The 14524-nt window shown below is 70.1% G+C and carries 13 protein-coding genes and 6 pseudogenes; 12 read left to right on the plus strand and 7 right to left on the minus strand.

Features of this window, described 5'->3' with window-relative positions; genetic code table 11:
* Positions 1-18: 18 nt before the first annotated feature.
* Positions 19-750, minus strand: coding sequence for a histidine kinase dimerization/phosphoacceptor domain-containing protein (locus tag L2X98_RS00120; RefSeq protein WP_259611965.1), 732 nt, complete (start codon positions 748-750; stop codon positions 19-21).
* A 195-nt stretch (positions 751-945) separates the two neighbouring features.
* Between L2X98_RS00120 and L2X98_RS00125 the strand changes: the two genes are divergently transcribed.
* The 8 genes and pseudogenes from L2X98_RS00125 to L2X98_RS00155 all read left to right on the plus strand — a co-directional run bounded on the left by L2X98_RS00125 (position 946) and on the right by L2X98_RS00155 (position 6019).
* Positions 946-1458: a hypothetical protein gene (locus tag L2X98_RS00125; RefSeq protein WP_259611966.1), complete on the plus strand. Its 513-nt coding sequence runs from the start codon at positions 946-948 to the stop codon at positions 1456-1458.
* The gene (locus tag L2X98_RS00130) at positions 1455-1601 is read left to right on the plus strand and encodes a hypothetical protein (RefSeq protein ID WP_259611967.1); all 147 of its coding nucleotides are present in this window, start codon (positions 1455-1457) and stop codon (positions 1599-1601) included. Before L2X98_RS00125 ends, L2X98_RS00130 begins: the two co-directional genes overlap by 4 nt.
* Positions 1602-1725: 124 nt before the next feature.
* Positions 1726-2163: pseudogene (locus L2X98_RS19540) on the plus strand (acyltransferase family protein); the annotation flags it as partial.
* Positions 2164-2230: 67 nt separating this feature from the next.
* The gene (locus tag L2X98_RS00140) at positions 2231-2932 is read left to right on the plus strand and encodes an acyltransferase family protein (protein ID WP_259611969.1); all 702 of its coding nucleotides are present in this window, start codon (positions 2231-2233) and stop codon (positions 2930-2932) included.
* A gap of 10 nt (positions 2933-2942) precedes the next feature.
* On the plus strand, positions 2943-3116 hold the full coding sequence (locus tag L2X98_RS19545; protein WP_354003093.1) for a hypothetical protein: 174 nt from the start codon (positions 2943-2945) through the stop codon (positions 3114-3116).
* Positions 3082-3453 (plus strand): ACT domain-containing protein, encoded by a 372-nt coding sequence (locus L2X98_RS00145; RefSeq protein WP_354002857.1) that lies wholly within the window; start codon positions 3082-3084, stop codon positions 3451-3453. The genes L2X98_RS19545 and L2X98_RS00145 overlap by 35 nt, the downstream gene beginning before the upstream one ends.
* Before the next feature lie 28 nt (positions 3454-3481).
* A pseudogene (thrS, locus tag L2X98_RS00150) lies at positions 3482-5465 on the plus strand (threonine--tRNA ligase).
* Positions 5462-6019 carry an HIT family protein gene (locus tag L2X98_RS00155; RefSeq protein WP_259611970.1) on the plus strand — a complete coding sequence of 186 codons (558 nt, stop codon included), beginning with the start codon at positions 5462-5464 and terminating at the stop codon, positions 6017-6019. Before thrS ends, L2X98_RS00155 begins: the two are co-directional and overlap by 4 nt.
* Positions 6020-6060: 41 nt before the next feature.
* Here the strand turns inward: L2X98_RS00155 and thpD are convergent.
* The 6 genes and pseudogenes from thpD to L2X98_RS00185 all read right to left on the minus strand — a co-directional run.
* Positions 6061-6927: pseudogene (thpD, locus tag L2X98_RS00160) on the minus strand (ectoine hydroxylase); the annotation flags it as partial.
* 25 nt (positions 6928-6952) lie between these two features.
* On the minus strand, positions 6953-7348 hold the full coding sequence (locus L2X98_RS00165; RefSeq protein ID WP_259611971.1) for an ectoine synthase: 396 nt from the start codon (positions 7346-7348) through the stop codon (positions 6953-6955).
* A gap of 39 nt (positions 7349-7387) precedes the next feature.
* A complete protein-coding gene (gene ectB, locus L2X98_RS00170) occupies positions 7388-8653 on the minus strand; it encodes a diaminobutyrate--2-oxoglutarate transaminase (protein WP_435526229.1) in 1266 nt (421 codons plus the stop codon).
* 11 nt (positions 8654-8664) lie between these two features.
* Complete coding sequence (ectA, locus tag L2X98_RS00175; protein WP_259611972.1) at positions 8665-9222, minus strand: diaminobutyrate acetyltransferase; 558 nt, start codon at positions 9220-9222, stop codon at positions 8665-8667.
* 129 nt (positions 9223-9351) lie between these two features.
* Positions 9352-10204: pseudogene (gene pdxY / locus L2X98_RS00180) on the minus strand (pyridoxal kinase PdxY).
* Positions 10201-11543, minus strand: a pseudogene (locus L2X98_RS00185) (aminotransferase class I/II-fold pyridoxal phosphate-dependent enzyme). The pseudogenes pdxY and L2X98_RS00185 overlap by 4 nt, the downstream one beginning before the upstream one ends.
* An 87-nt stretch (positions 11544-11630) precedes the next feature.
* Between L2X98_RS00185 and pdxS the strand changes: the two are divergent.
* The 4 genes and pseudogenes from pdxS (at position 11631) to L2X98_RS00205 (ending at position 14468) form a co-directional block, all read left to right on the plus strand.
* Positions 11631-12528 (plus strand): annotated as a pseudogene (gene pdxS, locus L2X98_RS00190) (pyridoxal 5'-phosphate synthase lyase subunit PdxS).
* Positions 12525-13127, plus strand: a complete 603-nt coding sequence (gene pdxT, locus L2X98_RS00195) for a pyridoxal 5'-phosphate synthase glutaminase subunit PdxT (RefSeq protein ID WP_259611973.1) — start codon at positions 12525-12527, stop codon at positions 13125-13127. Before pdxS ends, pdxT begins: the two are co-directional and overlap by 4 nt.
* Before the next feature lie 10 nt (positions 13128-13137).
* Complete coding sequence (locus tag L2X98_RS00200) at positions 13138-13689, plus strand: DUF1697 domain-containing protein (RefSeq protein ID WP_259611974.1); 552 nt, start codon at positions 13138-13140, stop codon at positions 13687-13689.
* Between the two features lie 20 nt (positions 13690-13709).
* The gene (locus tag L2X98_RS00205) at positions 13710-14468 is read left to right on the plus strand and encodes a YebC/PmpR family DNA-binding transcriptional regulator (RefSeq protein WP_259611975.1); all 759 of its coding nucleotides are present in this window, start codon (positions 13710-13712) and stop codon (positions 14466-14468) included.
* The last annotated feature ends 56 nt before the right edge of the window (positions 14469-14524 follow it).

Raw genomic sequence — 14524 nt, forward strand, 5'->3', positions numbered from 1 at the left:
GACCTCGACGAATCGCCGTCACTGCTGCGCAGCACGCCCAGCAGTCCGCGCAAGCTTGCGCAGGGCCTCGGTGCCGGTCCGCTCGATCGCCTGCACCGCACGGCGGGCGGTCGTGGCATCCTTCCCGAGCGCTGCATCCGCGGCACCGGCCTGCACCACCATCACGCTGACGCCGTGGGCGATGACGTCGTGGAGTTCGCGGGCTATCCGCAGACGCTCGGCGTCCACCGCGGCCGCCGCGCGCTCCTCACGAGAGGCGTCCAATTCGGCGTAGGCGACCTCGAGCTCGTGCAGCACGCGGCGGTGGCGCTTCATCGCCCAGCCCGCGACGACCGGCAGCACCATCAGGACCGACTCCCACACCACGTCCGCGGGCGTGTGCGGTGTGGTCGTCACGATGGATGCCACCACGGCCACGACCGTGATCATCGCGACCGGCGCCGGAGCCCAGGCCGCGCAGCGATAGCAGACGACGATGGATGCCACGACCAGCGCTATCTGATCGTCGGGCACCATCCCCGCCCCGGCCGCGACGGCGATCGCCGCGCACAGCATCGCCGTGGCCGGCAGCGGCATCGTCCGCGCCCCGAGCACGGCAAGGCCGAGCAGCACCGCGACGGCGACAGCCGGGACGCTCACGCCGCCGGTGGCAGCCTGCAGCAGGGCAGCGAGGCAGAGAGCGCCGGCCAGGACGATCTCGGCCATCGTCGGTCGCGGTTCGTCGGCGATGAACGCCGCGCGCCATCTCATGCCCTGACGATACTGCGGCCCGGGGCGCGGCCCATCGTCGCTGCGGACGACACGGATCCTCTGTGTGGAGGACCCCGGGTCGGGGAGGTCCCACCGGTGCGACGACCTGCGGCATCCAGACCGGCGATGCGCGGGTGCCCGGCGGATTTCTACGCTCAACGGGTTCGGTTCATCAGACAACGTTGGGAGAACATCGTGACCACCCTCATCTGGCCGACTCAGGTGGCGGCCCCGCAGGCCGGCATCGGGCAGCGTACGCGCTCGGCCGCCGGCATCCTCTGCGCCATCGGCTACTTCTGCTCGTCGTTCATCGAAAGCGTCGTCAGCACCGTGGACGGCGATGCGAGCCCCTCCGCCCAACTCGCGCACATCCAGGCGAACCTGCCGGGCATCCGCACGCAGGTGCTGTTCGAATTCCTCACGCCGCTGTTCCTTCTGGGCCTCGCGTTCGCGCTGATCAGCGCCCTGCGGCATCGGGGCGTCTGGCTGGCCTCGCTCGGCGCGATGCTGGCCGCGATCGGGGCGGTCGCGGGTGCGGGAGGCGCTGCGGTGCACCTGGTGTGCCTCACGCTCATCACGACCGGGGCACCGGACGCGGCGGCGACCTCGATCCTGTCGGCGCAACTGCCGGATGCGCTGTTCTTCGGCCTGTTCGCGACCCCCTCGCACTGCTGGTCTTCGCGGCGGCGGCGTGGCGTGCCCGGGTGACCAGCTGGATCCCGTTCGCGATGGTGGCGGTGTACACCGCGCTGGACCTCGCGGGTCTGTTGCCCGAGGTCGTGCCCCTCGTGGTCGGGCTGGTCGCATTTCTGATGATCCTCTGGCCGCTCGTTCGCGACCGTCACGCATGACACCAGAGAACCCCCGGTTCGGCGAGGGTCTCCGGCCTCACAGCGCAACCTCCGGCGATGAGAGTCCTCTCACAGGGCGCGTATCCTCAGCCTCCGTTCATAACGGCTTCGTAACGTTGAGGAGATGTCAGCAACGTCACGACTGTCCGCACTCGACGGGTTGCGCGGGATCGCAGCGCTCGTCGTGGTGGTCCACCACAGCCTCCTGGTGTCGCCGCTGCTGGCATCCGGCTACTACGGCGGATCGGTCGGGGACGCCCCCTGGCGCATCGCGCTGGTGTACTCGCCGCTGCACCTGGTCTGGGCCGGCGCCGAGGCGGTCGTGGTCTTCTTCGTCCTCTCCGGGTTCGTCCTGGCCCGGGCGGTCCGGTCGCGCTCGTTCGACTGGTTCTCGTACTTCCCGTCGCGCGTGCTCCGGCTCTGGCTGCCGGTCATCGGCGCCGTCGCGTTCTGCTACTTCGTCCTGATGCTCCCGCACGACGGAGCGACCTCCAGCCCGTGGCTGGACCGGGTCCCCGGCTACTCGCCCTCGGACATCCTGCGCGACCTGACGCTGGTCGGCGGGACCTCCGGCGTCGTCTCGCCCCTGTGGACGCTGCGGTGGGAGGTCATCTTCTCGCTGCCTGCCGGTGGCCGCATACGCCGTGCGGCTCATCCCGGCCTGGATGCTGGGACTCGCGTGCATCGTGCTGTCAGCGGTCGGCGCCAGCCAGGACGTGGCCGCGCTGCAGTACCTGCCGATCTTCGGAGTCGGGGTCGCGATCGAGGGCGAATGGGATCGGATCGGCCGGGCAGTGGATCGCCTGACCCGCCGTGCGGGGCGCTGGTCTGGTCGATCGTGCTGGTCGTCGCCGGGCTCCTCCTCAGCATGCACTGGCTCGCTGCTCGGCCCCCTCGGCCACGGCCCGGCCGTCACCCTCTCGCAGGCGCCGATCGTGATCGGAGCCGCGATCCTGGTCATCGCCGCCGTGCACTGCACGACGCTGCGGCGGGTGCTCACCTGGCGGCCGATCGCCTGGCTCGGCGGCATCTCGTTCAGTCTGTACCTGATCCACGAGCCGATCGTCATCCTGATGGCCAACATCACGGACGCATCCCGCTGGACGCTGCTGACCGCCGTCCCGCTCGCGCTCGTGGTCGCCTGGGTCTTCTGGCTGATCATCGAGCGCCCGGCGCACCACATCTCCCGCGCGGTGCGCGCGCGGGCCGCCTGGCGGCCGGACGCGGGGCCGCGCCAGGATGCCGCGGTCACGGATCGCCCGGTCGAGCCGGCCGCGCCCCCCACGCACGGCGAGCGCGAACTCACGCACAGCGGGCGGCCGTCGCAGTAGGCTCGCGTGCATGGCCCACCTCGTGCTCACCGTCGTCGGAGACGACCGTGCCGGACTGGTGACGGCGCTGGCGGATCTGGTCGCTCGCGCACGGCGGGAACTGGGAGCGCAGCGAACTCGCCGAGCTCGCGGGGGCATTCGCGGGGATCGTGCTGATCGAGGTGGCCGACGACCGCAGCGATGACCTGACGGCCGCGCTGCGCGAACTCAGTGGGCTGCTGACGATCACGCCGTACCGCGCAGTCGAACCCGCAGAGGCGGCGCCGGGCGACAAGGTGACGTTCACCGTGCTCGGCAACGACCGACCGGGGATCGTCCGCGACATCACCGGGGCGCTCGTCGGCGGCGGACTGACCATCGACCGGTTCACCAGCCGCACCGTGGCTGCGCCCATGGCCGGGGGCGAGCTCTTCGAGGCGACCGTGACCGTCCGCGCCGCCGGCGGCGCCGAGCTGGCGGCCGCCGTGGCCGAACTCGAGCGCCTCGCCGGTGAGATCCAGGTCGATCTGACCCTCGCCTGAGCGAGCGGGCGGTCGTCGATAGAATCGGGTGGTGACCACCACCGACGGCTTCGCCCTGTTTCCCGACCGCTCCGTCGTCGCCCTGCGCATCAACGGCGACCTGAAGGATCTGGCCACCACCGTCCAGACGACGGATGTCGTCGAGCCGGTCACGATCGACAGCGCGGACGGGCTCGACATCCTCCGCCACTCCGCCGCGCACGTCCTCGCCCAGGCGGTCCAGCGGATCAGGCCGCAGACCGACCTCGGCATCGGCCCGCCGATCGCCGACGGCTTCTACTACGACTTCGGCACCGAGACGCCGTTCACCCCCGAGGACCTGAAGGCCATCGAGAAGGAGATGCAGCGCATCATCCGCGAGAACCAGCGGTTCGTGCGCCGGGTCGTCAGCGAGCAGGAGGCACGCACGGAGCTGGCCGATGAGCCGTTCAAACTCGAGCTGATCGGGCTGAAGGGTCCCGGAGCGGCCAAGACCGAGGGCGCGAGCGTCGAGGTCGGCGAAGGCGAGCTCACCATCTACGACAACGTGAATCGCGACGGCGAGACCGTGTGGAAGGACCTGTGCCGCGGCCCGCATCTGCCCGGCACCCGTCTGATCGGCAACGGATGGGCGCTCTCGCGCGTCGCCGGCGCCTATTGGCGGGGCAGTGAGAAGAACCCGGAGCTCGAGCGCATCTACGGCACCGCCTGGCCGACGAAGGACGAGCTGCGCGCCTACCAGCAGCGCCTCGAGGAGGCGGCCAAGCGCGACCACCGGCGTCTGGGCCGGGAACTGGACCTCTTCTCGTTCCCCGACGAGATCGGATCCGGTCTGTCAGTGTGGCATCCGCGCGGCGGCATCATCCGGCAGGAGATGGAGCAGCGACGCGCTGCGTCGTCACCGCGAGGCCGGCTACAGCTACGTCTACACCCCGCACATCACCAAGAAGGACCTCTTCCTCGAGTCGAACCACCTCGTCACCTACAAGGAGGGCATGTTCCCGCCCATCCGGCTGGACGAGGAGCGCGACGAGAACGGCGAGATCACCAAGCAGGGCATCGACTACTACCTCAAGCCGATGAACTGCCCGATGCACATCCTGGTGTACCGGGAGCGGGCGCGCAGCGATCGCGACCTGCCGATGCGGCTCTACGAGAACGGCACCGTCTACCGGTACGAGCTGTCCGGCGCCCTGCACGGCCTGACCCGGGTGCGCGGCTTCACGCAGGATGACTCGCACCTGTTCGTCACCTTCGATCAGCTCGAGGACGAGGCGTCCAGCGTCCTGGAATTCGTGCTGTCGATGCTGCGCGACTTCGGCCTGACCGAGTTCGAGCTCGAACTGTCGATGCGCGACGACGAGAAGTCGAAGTGGATCGGCGACGAGGAGCACTGGGCGGTGGCCACCGACGCGCTGCGGCGGGTGGCACAGGCATCCGGTCTCGAACTGACCGAGGTGGCCGGCGAGGCCGCCTTCTACGGCCCGAAGATCGACCTGAAGACGAAGGATGCGCTCGGCCGCACCTGGCAGCTGTCCACCGTGGAGCTCGACTTCAACCTGCCCGAGCGCTTCGAGCTGGAGTACACCGGTCCCGACGGATCCAAACACCGGCCGGTCATGATCCACCGCGCCCTGTTCGGGTCGATCGAGCGGTTCTTCGCGATCCTGCTCGAGCACTACGCCGGGGCGTTCCCGGTGTGGCTGTCGCCGGTGCAGGTGGTCGGCATCCCGGTCGCCGAGGAGTACGGCGACTACCTCGAGGACATCATCACGCGGCTCAAGGTCGAAGGGGTGCGGGCCGAGGCCGACCACAGCGATGACCGGATGCAGAAGAAGATCCGCACCCACACCACGCAGAAGGTGCCGATCCAGCTGATCGCCGGCGAACAGGACCGCGCCGCCGGTGCCGTCTCGTTCCGGTTCCGCGACGGCACCCAGCGCAACGGCGTTCCGGTCGACGAGGCGGTGCGGCTGATCCGTGCGGCGGTGGAGCACAAGACGCTGGTCAACACGGCCGAGGATCTCGCGTGACCCACGACGAGTCTGCGGACGTCCCCGGCCTGGTCGCCGCCAGCGAGCTGCCCGGGGTGCCGGACGAGTTCCAGCGCCTGTGGACGCCGCACCGCATGGCCTACATCCAGGCCGGTGCCGACGCCATGCGCGAGGCGTGCCCGTTCTGCTCGGCGCCGGGCAAGTCGGACGAGGACGGCCTCATCGTGCACCGCGGACGCAGCGCCTACGTGCTGCTGAACCTCTTCCCGTACAACTCCGGCCACCTGCTGGTGTGCCCGTATCGGCACGTGGCCACGTACGATCAGGCCACTCCCGAGGAGGTCGGCGAGATCGCCGCGCTCACTCAGCGTGGGATGCAGGTGCTGCGCGGTGTGTCGCGCTGCGACGGATTCAACATCGGGATGAATCAGGGGCGGGTGGCCGGCGCCGGGGTCGACGAGCACCTGCACCAGCACATCGTCCCGCGCTGGGACACCGACGCCAACTTCTTCCCCATCATCGCGAAGACGAAGGCGCTGCCGAGCCTGCCGGGGCAGGTGCGGCAGGCCGTCGCCGACGCGTGGCGGGAGTGAGCGCCCGGTTCAGCGCAGCGGGTGACGTCCTCGCGGTGGGCGATGTGCTCGGGCCGCGGTGCGGACGCCGCATAGGGCTCGGCGAGCGCGTTGTCGACGCTGTTGAAGACCAGGAAGATGTTCGACCGCGGGAACGGCGTGATGTTGTTGCCCGATCCGTGCATGATGTTCGCATCGAACCACAGCGCCGAGCCGGCCGGACCGGTGAACTGGTCGATCCCGTACCGCTCGGCCAGTCGGGTGATGTCCTCCTCCGTGGGCACTCCCACCTCCTGCGCCTGCAGTGAGGACCGGTGGTTGTCCTCCGGGGTCTCGCCGACGCAGGAGATGAACGTGCGGTGCGAGCCCGGCATCACCATCAGGCCGCCGTTGAACGGATAGTTGTCGGTGAGCGCGATCGAGCAGCTCACGGCGCGGGGGATCGGCATCCCGTCCTCGGCGTGCCAGGTCTCGAAGTCCGAGTGCCAGTAGAAGCCGGTGCCCCCGAATCCGGGCATGTAGTTGATCCGCGTCTGGTGCAGATAGACATCCCCGCCCAGCAGCTGGCGGGCGCGATCGAGCAGGCGCGGGTCGCGCGTCAGATCGCGCAGGGCCTCGCTCAGCGCGGGCACCGCGAAGATCGAGCGTACCGCACCGGTCGCCCGCTCCCGCACGACGCGGGGGTCGGCGGCCAGCGACGGGTCCGTCGACAGCCGCTGCAGCTCGGCCGAGTAGCGCTCGACCTCTCCGGCGGTGATGAAGTCCTCCAGCACGGTGAATCCGCGGGACTCGTGCGCGCGGAGCTCTTCCGCGGTGAACGGGCCGGAATCGGCGTCGCCCCACACCGTCGGCTGGTCGCGCTCGATCGGCTCCCGAGCCTGGGTCAGGCGGGTCGGGTACAGATCCTGTTCGATGGTGGCAGTGGTCATCGTGTGTCCTTCCTCTTTCGTGCGGTCAGGCGGTGGCTTCGGTCAGCAGCGGGTAGACGCCGTTCTCGTCGTGCACCTCGCGACCGGTCACCGGCGGGTTGAACACGCACACGGTGCGGATGTCGGTGCGCGGTCGCACCCGGTGCCGGTCGTGGTCGTTGAGCAGGTAGAGCGAGCCCGGTCCGAGCTGGTGCACCTCTCCGGTGGCCAGGTCTTCGATCTCGCCCTCGCCGGAGACGATGAAGACGGCCTCGATGTGGTTCTGATAGCAGAACTCCGATTCCGTTCCGGCGTACAGCGTCGTCTCGTGGACGGAGAATCCGACCCCCTCACGCGCGAGGACGATGCGCTTGCTGCGCCAGTTCTCGGTGCGGATGTCGGCATCGGTGTCGGTGATCTCGGCGATGGTGCGAACGAGCATGGGTTCCTCTCCTGCGGGTGTGTGGGTGTCAGCGGGCGGTCACGACGTCGGCGACGGCCGCGTCGATGATGTCCAGGCCGTGGTCGAGGTCGTCGTCGGCGATCGTGAGCGCCGGCAGCGCTTGACCACCTGGCCTTCGGGACCGGACGTCTCCATCAGCAGGCCCTCGGCGAACGCCGCGCGGCAGATCGCGTCGGCGGTCGAGCCGTCGGGCGTCTGCAGGCCCCGGGCCAGTCCCCGTCCCTTCGCGACCAGCGTCTCGGCGCCATGACGCGAGACGAGGGCGTTGAACCGGCTCTCCACCCGGGCGCCCTTGCGGACCGTGGACTGCGCCAGGGCGTCATCCTGCCAGTACTCCCGGATGGCGGCGGCTCCGGTGGCGAAGGCGGGCGCGATGCCGCGGAAGGTGCCGTTGTGCTCGCCGGGCTCCCAGACGTCCAGGTCGGGGCGGATGAGGGTCAGCGCCATCGGCAGCCCGGAGCCGCTGATCGACTTGGACAGGCAGACGATGTCGGGGGTGATGCCGGCCTCTTCGAAGCTGAAGAATCCGCCGGTGCGTCCGCAGCCCATCTGCACGTCGTCGACGATCAGCAGGATCTCGTGCTCGGCGCACAGCGCGGCCAGGCCGCGCAGCCACTCGGCGCGGGCGGCGTTCATGCCGCCCTCGCCCTGCACGGTCTCCACGATCACGGCGGCCGGGGTGTTCAGACCGCTGCCGCTGTCGGTCAGGAGCCGCTCGAAGTAGAAGAAGTCGGGGTAATCCCGGTCGAAGTAGTCGTCGTACGGCATGGGAGTGGCGTGCACGAGCGGAATGCCGGCACCGCCCCGCTTGAGCGAGTTGCCGGTGACCGAGAGGGCCCCCAGCGTCATTCCGTGGAAGGCGTTGGTGAAGTTCACGATCGACTCCCGCCCGGTGACCTTCCGTGCCAGCTTCAGCGCCGCCTCGACCGCGTTCGCCCCGCCGGGACCGGGGAAGACGACACGGTAATCGAGATCGCGCGGGCGCAGGATCGTGGAGTCGAAGGCCTGCAGGAACTCGCGTCGCGCCGTGGTGAACATGTCCAGCGAGTGGATGATGCGGTCGCTGCCGATGTAGTCGAGCAGCACCTGGGTGAGCAGCGGATTGTTGTGGCCGTAGTTGAGCGCGCCCGCCCCGGAGAAGAAGTCGAGGTACTCGTTGCCGGCCTCGTCGTAGAGATGGCTGCCGACCGCCCGGTCGAAGACGACGGGCCAGGACCGCGAGTAGCTGCGGACCTCGGATTCGAGCGCGGTGAACACGTCGGTGCTGGAGTCGGTGATGGGCATGGCAGTCCTCCTCAGGTGTGGCCGGGTCGATCGCTCGCCGGGACGAGCGGTCCGATCCGGTGCAGTCGTTCGGGATGGTGCAGGTCGGGGAAGTGCCCCGCGTCCAGCAGCGGCGTCGTCTCGTGCGACGTCCGGCGTGTCCGCGCGAGGCGCTGGAACAGACGCTGGGATGCGGAGTTGTCGTCGGTGATCGTGGTCTCGAGGAACCGCACGGGAGGTGATCCGTCCGGTGCGGAATCGACGAGGTCATCCAGCAGGCGGCCGGCCAGGCCGCGGCCGCGCTGGTCTTCGTCCACGGCGATCTGCCAGACGAACAGGCACTGCGCGTCGTCCGGCCGGCGATACCCCAGGACGTACCCGACGACACGATCCTCGACGAGTGCGACGCGGCAGGTCGCGGCGAAGTCGCGGGCGAACAGCAGGTACATGTACGACGAGTTCAGATCGAGCTCACCGGAGTCCGCGGCGACGCGCCACATCCCCGCACCGTGCACCAGGGCAGGGGAGGCGATCCGAACCCCGGTCGGATCCGGGGAACGGGCATGGCCTGCGTCGATGGGATACGTCATGCGTCCACGACGCTAACGCGCCGCCAGAGACTGGCCAAGCCGCGGCGTGTCAGGTTGCGAGGGCCCACCGGGGGTTGTCATCATCGCGCGCACGCACCACGCGCACGCGCGTTGAACAGGGAGTGCGGCTCAGCGAACCCGGGTCACTTCGAACTGCATCCGGGGGTGCGCGTAGGACTCCTGCGCCTCCACGAGCTTGGAGCTCGCGCTGCCCGGAGCCGTGGGTCAGGGTCAGAAGGTCGAAGACACTCGAGGTGGTCCGGGCCAGGGCGTCGGCGGCATCGCCGGTCGCGCGGAAGTGCGCGCTGAACAGTGCCGCGGTGACGTCTCCCGAGCCGTTCGCCTTGATCGGGATGTGCGGGGTCTGCACGATCCAGGCACCGTCGTCGGTGACCGCCAGCATCTCGATCGTGCCCTCCGGCCGCTCCGGCCGCTCGACGCTGGTGACGAGCACTGTGCGCGGCCCCATCTGCCGCGCCCTGTCGGCGGAGGCGAGCGTGGACTCCAGGTCCCCGGGTTCGGTCTCGGTGAGAAAGCCCAGCTCGAACTGGTTCGGCGTGATCAGGTCCGCGGCCGGGACCACCCGCTCGCGCAGCAGGATCGGGATGGCGGGTGCGACGAAGCATCCCGACTTCGCATTGCCCATCACCGGATCGCACGCGTAAACCGCTGCCGGGTTCGCGGCCTTCACCCGGGCCACCGCATCCAGGATCACATCGGCGATGCCCTCGCCGCCCTGATAGCCGGAAAGCACCACGTCGATCTCGCCGAGCACGCCGCGCTCCTCGATGCCCGTGATGACCTCGCGCACGTCGTCCGGGCTGATCATCGGCCCGCGCCAGGCCCCGTAGCCGGTGTGGTTGGAGAAGTTCACGGTGTACACCGGCAGCACTTCGACGCCGATGCGCTGCAGGGGGAAGACGGCGGCCGAGTTGCCGACGTGACCGTAGGCGACCGCGGACTGGATGGAGAGGATCTTCACCGATCGATCATCGCACGACCCACGGCACGGACCGCATCGACGGACGCGGCCACGTCGTCGGCCAGCCGGACGGCTCCGGCGTCGTCCAGATCGTGCACCGTCAGGCGCAGATGGCGGGAGGCCGCGTCGTCCGCGAGCTGGAACTCGGCACCCGGACGTGCCAGCCATCCGCGGCGCATGAGCTGCTCGGCCACGCCGCGCGCCTCGACCGGCAGCGCCACCCAGAGGTTGAGCCCGTCACCGGCGGTGCACGGCACCCCGCGTGCGGTGAGCGCGTGCGCGAACGCGGCATTGCGTGCGGCGTAGTGGGCGGCGGCGGCCCGGATCCGCTCGAGCACGCCTGGATCGGTCATCTGCGCGACGGTGAGCCGCTCGAGCAGATGGCTCACCCACGTCGTGCCTGGACTGAGCCGCTGGGCGAGACGCTCCGCCGTGTCGGGATCGGATGCTGCGACGGCCAGGCACATGTCGGGTCCGAGGAACTTCGACACCGAGCGCACGAGAGCCCACCGGCGATGGTCCGGTCCGATCAGCGAGTGGTACGGCTTGCGTCGAGAGCATGGAGAAGTGGTCGTCCTCGATCACCAGGACGTAGGGGTGGTCGGCCAGGATCGCCCGCAGCGCGGCGGCGCGGCGCGCGGTCAGGCCGGCGCCCGTGGGATTCTGGGCGCGGGGGTGCACACCACCGCCCGCACGCCGGCGGCCAGGGCGGATCGAGCCCGGCCACCGTCATCCCCTCGCCGTCCACCGGCACCGGCACCGGCCGGTAGCCGCCCAGCCGCACCGTGTTCAGGCTGGCCAGGAAGCACGGGTCCTCGAGGGCGACGGCGTCGTCGCGGGTCATCGCCTGCGCCAGCAGCCGGTCGACGGCGTCGGCGGCCCCGCTGGTGATGGTCAGTCGCACCGGCAGCGCGGGATCGATCGCCTCGGACATCCACGCGGTCGCCCAGCGCGCGAGCTCGGGGTCGATGACCGGCTCGCCGTACAGCACCGGCCGGCCGGCCAGACCCGCCAGGGCGGAGGAGATGTCGGGGATGCGCTCGGGATCGGGATTGCCTGTGCCGATGTCGCGCAGCACGCTGCCGGCGGCGAAGCCCTCCTGGGCGACCGCGGTCACCGCGGCGATGCGGGTGCCGCCCCGCCCGAGCGTCTGCACCAGACCGGCCTGCGAGAGCTGTCCGTACGCGGCCGCCACGGTGTTGCGATGCACGCCGAGACGATCGGCGAGCACGCGGACCGGCGGCAGCGGGTCGCCGGCCCGCAGCGCGCCGACCTCGTGCAGTCCGCGCACGCTGTCGGCGATGTCGGCGGCCGTCCGGCCGGTGATCGTGCTGTCCATGGCACCCCCGCAGTCGACTGTACGCGGACGTGGTACTTTTTGGCATATGCCAATGGATGGCATTGGCACGACGACGAAGGGGAAATCATGGCAGACGACTCTCGCACCGCGGGGACCGGCCGGGTCAAGCGGGGGCTTGCCGAGATGCTCAAGGGCGGTGTGATCATGGACGTGGTCACGGTCGACCAGGCGAAGATCGCCGAGGATGCCGGCGCCGTGGCCGTGATGGCCCTCGAGCGGGTGCCCGCCGACATCCGCGCAGAAGGCGGCGTGTCCCGGATGAGCGACCCCGACATGATCGACGGCATCATCGAGGCCGTCTCCATCCCGGTGATGGCCAAGGCGCGCATCGGGCACTTCGTCGAGGCGCAGGTGCTGCAGGAGCTCGGCGTGGACTACATCGACGAGTCCGAGGTGCTCTCGCCGGCCGACTATGCCAACCACATCGACAAGTGGGGCTTCACCGTGCCGTTCGTCTGCGGGGCCACCAACCTGGGCGAGGCGCTGCGCCGCATCAACGAGGGGGCGGCGATGATCCGCTCCAAGGGCGAGGCCGGGACCGGGGACGTGTCCGAGGCCACCAAGCACATCCGCAAGATCTCCGGCGAGATCAACGTGCTCCGCTCGATGACCAAGGACGAGCTCTACGTCGCCGCCAAGGAGCTGCAGGCGCCGTACGACCTGGTGGCCGAGGTGGCCGAGACCGGCGCGCTGCCGGTCGTGCTGTTCGTCGCCGGGGGAGTGGCCACGCCCGCCGACGCCGCGATGATGATGCAAGCTGGGCGCGGATGGCGTGTTCGTCGGCTCGGGGATCTTCAAGTCCGGCGACCCGGCCGCCCGCGCGGCGGCGATCGTGAAGGCGACCACGTTCTACGACGATGCGTCGGTGATCGCCGAGGTCTCGCGCGGCCTGGGCGAGGCCATGGTCGGCATCAACGTGTCCGACCTGCCGGCGCCGCACCGCCTCGCCGAGCGCGGCTGGTGACCTGGAGGCCGCGCGTCGGCGTCCTCGCCCTGCAGGGGGATGTGCGCGAGCACGTCCGGATCCTGGCCGGGCTGGGCGCCGACGCGGTGCTCGTGCGGCGCCCGTCCGAGCTGGCCGAGATGCAGGGCCTCGTCATCCCGGGGGGCGAGTCCAGCGTGATGGACAAGCTGGCGCGCACGTTCGGCCTGGCCGGCCCGATCCGCGCGGCGATCGCCGACGGCCTGCCGGTGTACGGCACCTGCGCCGGACTGATCCTGCTCGCGGACCGGATCACCGACGGCATCCGGGGTCAGCAGACGTTCGGAGGTCTGGATGTCACGGTGCGTCGCAATGCGTTCGGCGGCCAGGTCGAGTCGTTCGAGACCGACCTGGACGTGCCGGCGGTCGGCGCACCGCCGGTGCACGCGGTCTTCATCCGCGCACCCCAGGTCGAGCAGGTGGGGCCGGGGGTCGAGACCCTGGCGGCGCTGGCGGACGGCACGGTGGTCGCGGTGCGGGCGGGCGGGCTGATCGGCACCTCGTTCCATCCCGAGATGAACGGCGAGACCCGGTTCCACGCCCTGCTGCTGGATGAGGTCCGTGTCCGAGCGGCTGCCTAGATTGGCGCCTATGGCGAGCGTGGAACCGGATGTCACCCGCTGGGCGGCGCTGCTGCGCGGCGTGAACGTGGGCGGGATCACGATCCGGAACGCCGAGCTCTCCGAGCTGTTCGCGGGCCTGGGTGCGCGCGCCGTGCGCACCGTGCTCGCCAGCGGCAACGTCTGCTTCGAGGCGGATGCCGCGGCCGACCGGGCGCACCTGAAGGTGCGCATCGAGCAGGCGCTGCGCGACCGCTTCGGCTACGACGCGTGGATCGTCCTGGTCACCGCCGAGGAGCTGCGGGCCACCGTCGACGCCTTCCCGTTCGACGACGCGGATGCCGCGCGCCAGCCGTACGTCGTGTTCTGCCCGGACGACGCCGTGCGTGCCGAACTGCTTCAGGCCGCGGCATCCGCGGACGGCGACGCCGACCCGGTGCGTGCCGGCGAGGGCGTCGTCTATTGGAGCCCGCGGGTGGGCACCACGCTGACGGCGCCGTTCGGTCGGATCCTCGGCCGTGCGCGGTACCGGTCATGGACCACGACCCGCAATCTGCGGACCCTGCAGAAGATGATCCGCTGAGATTCCGTACACTGGAAGGCATGTCCGGCCACTCCAAGTGGGCGACGACCAAGCACAAGAAAGCCGTCATCGACGCGCGACGTGCCAAGTCCTTCGCCAAACTCATCAAGAACATCGAAGTCGCGGCCAAGATCGGGGGCGCCGACCTCGCCGGAAACCCGACGCTGTACGACGCCGTCCAGAAGGCGAAGAAGACGTCGGTGCCCAACGACAACATCGACCGCGCCATCAAGCGCGGCGCGGGCGTCGGCGGCGAATCGGTCGACTACCAGACGATCATGTACGAGGGCTACGCGCCCAGCGGTGTGGCGCTGCTGATCGAGTGCCTCACCGACAACCGGAACCGTGCGGCGGCCGAGGTGCGCACGGCGCTGACCCGCAACGGCGGGACGCTGGCCGATCCCGGCAGCGTGTCGTACAACTTCACGCGCAAGGGCGTCATCGTCGTCTCCGGCGAGGGCACCACCGAGGACGACGTGATGATGGCGGCGCTGGAGGCGGGCGCCGAAGAGGTCGAAGCGCACCCGTCCGGGTTCGAGGTCCTCACCGAGGCCTCCGACCTGGTCACGGTGCGCGCATCGCTGCAGGAGGCGGGGCTGGACTACGAGTCCGCCGACGTCGAGTTCGTGCCGTCGCTGAAGGTCGAGGTCGACGCCGACACGGCCCGCAAGGTCTTCCGGCTGATCGATGCGCTCGAGGACAGCGACGACGTGCAGAACGTGTACAGCAACTTCGATCTGTCGGCGGCGGTGCAGGCCGAGCTCGAGCAGGACGACTGAGCCGACCGGCGGCGAAGGCGCGCGTCGGTGCCCGGCGCACGCCCTGGTCGCTCCTA

This window comes from Microbacterium elymi (genome assembly GCF_021582895.2).
GTDB classification, from domain to species: domain Bacteria; phylum Actinomycetota; class Actinomycetes; order Actinomycetales; family Microbacteriaceae; genus Microbacterium; species Microbacterium humicola.

Bases quoted from the DNA above. Each gene is read 5' to 3' on its own strand.
- L2X98_RS19545 (WP_354003093.1), top strand. From the start codon at position 2,943: ATGGCCCACCTCGTGCTCACCGTCGTCGGAGACGACCGTGCCGGACTG.
- L2X98_RS00120 (WP_259611965.1), bottom strand. From the start codon at position 750: ATGAGATGGCGCGCGGCGTTCATCGCCGACGAACCGCGACCGACGATG.
- ectA (WP_259611972.1), bottom strand. From the start codon at position 9,222: ATGACGTATCCCATCGACGCAGGCCATGCCCGTTCCCCGGATCCGACC.
- L2X98_RS00200 (WP_259611974.1), top strand. From the start codon at position 13,138: ATGGCGAGCGTGGAACCGGATGTCACCCGCTGGGCGGCGCTGCTGCGC.
- L2X98_RS00205 (WP_259611975.1), top strand. From the start codon at position 13,710: ATGTCCGGCCACTCCAAGTGGGCGACGACCAAGCACAAGAAAGCCGTC.
- L2X98_RS00165 (WP_259611971.1), bottom strand. From the start codon at position 7,348: ATGCTCGTTCGCACCATCGCCGAGATCACCGACACCGATGCCGACATC.
- ectB (WP_435526229.1), bottom strand. From the start codon at position 8,653: ATGCCCATCACCGACTCCAGCACCGACGTGTTCACCGCGCTCGAATCC.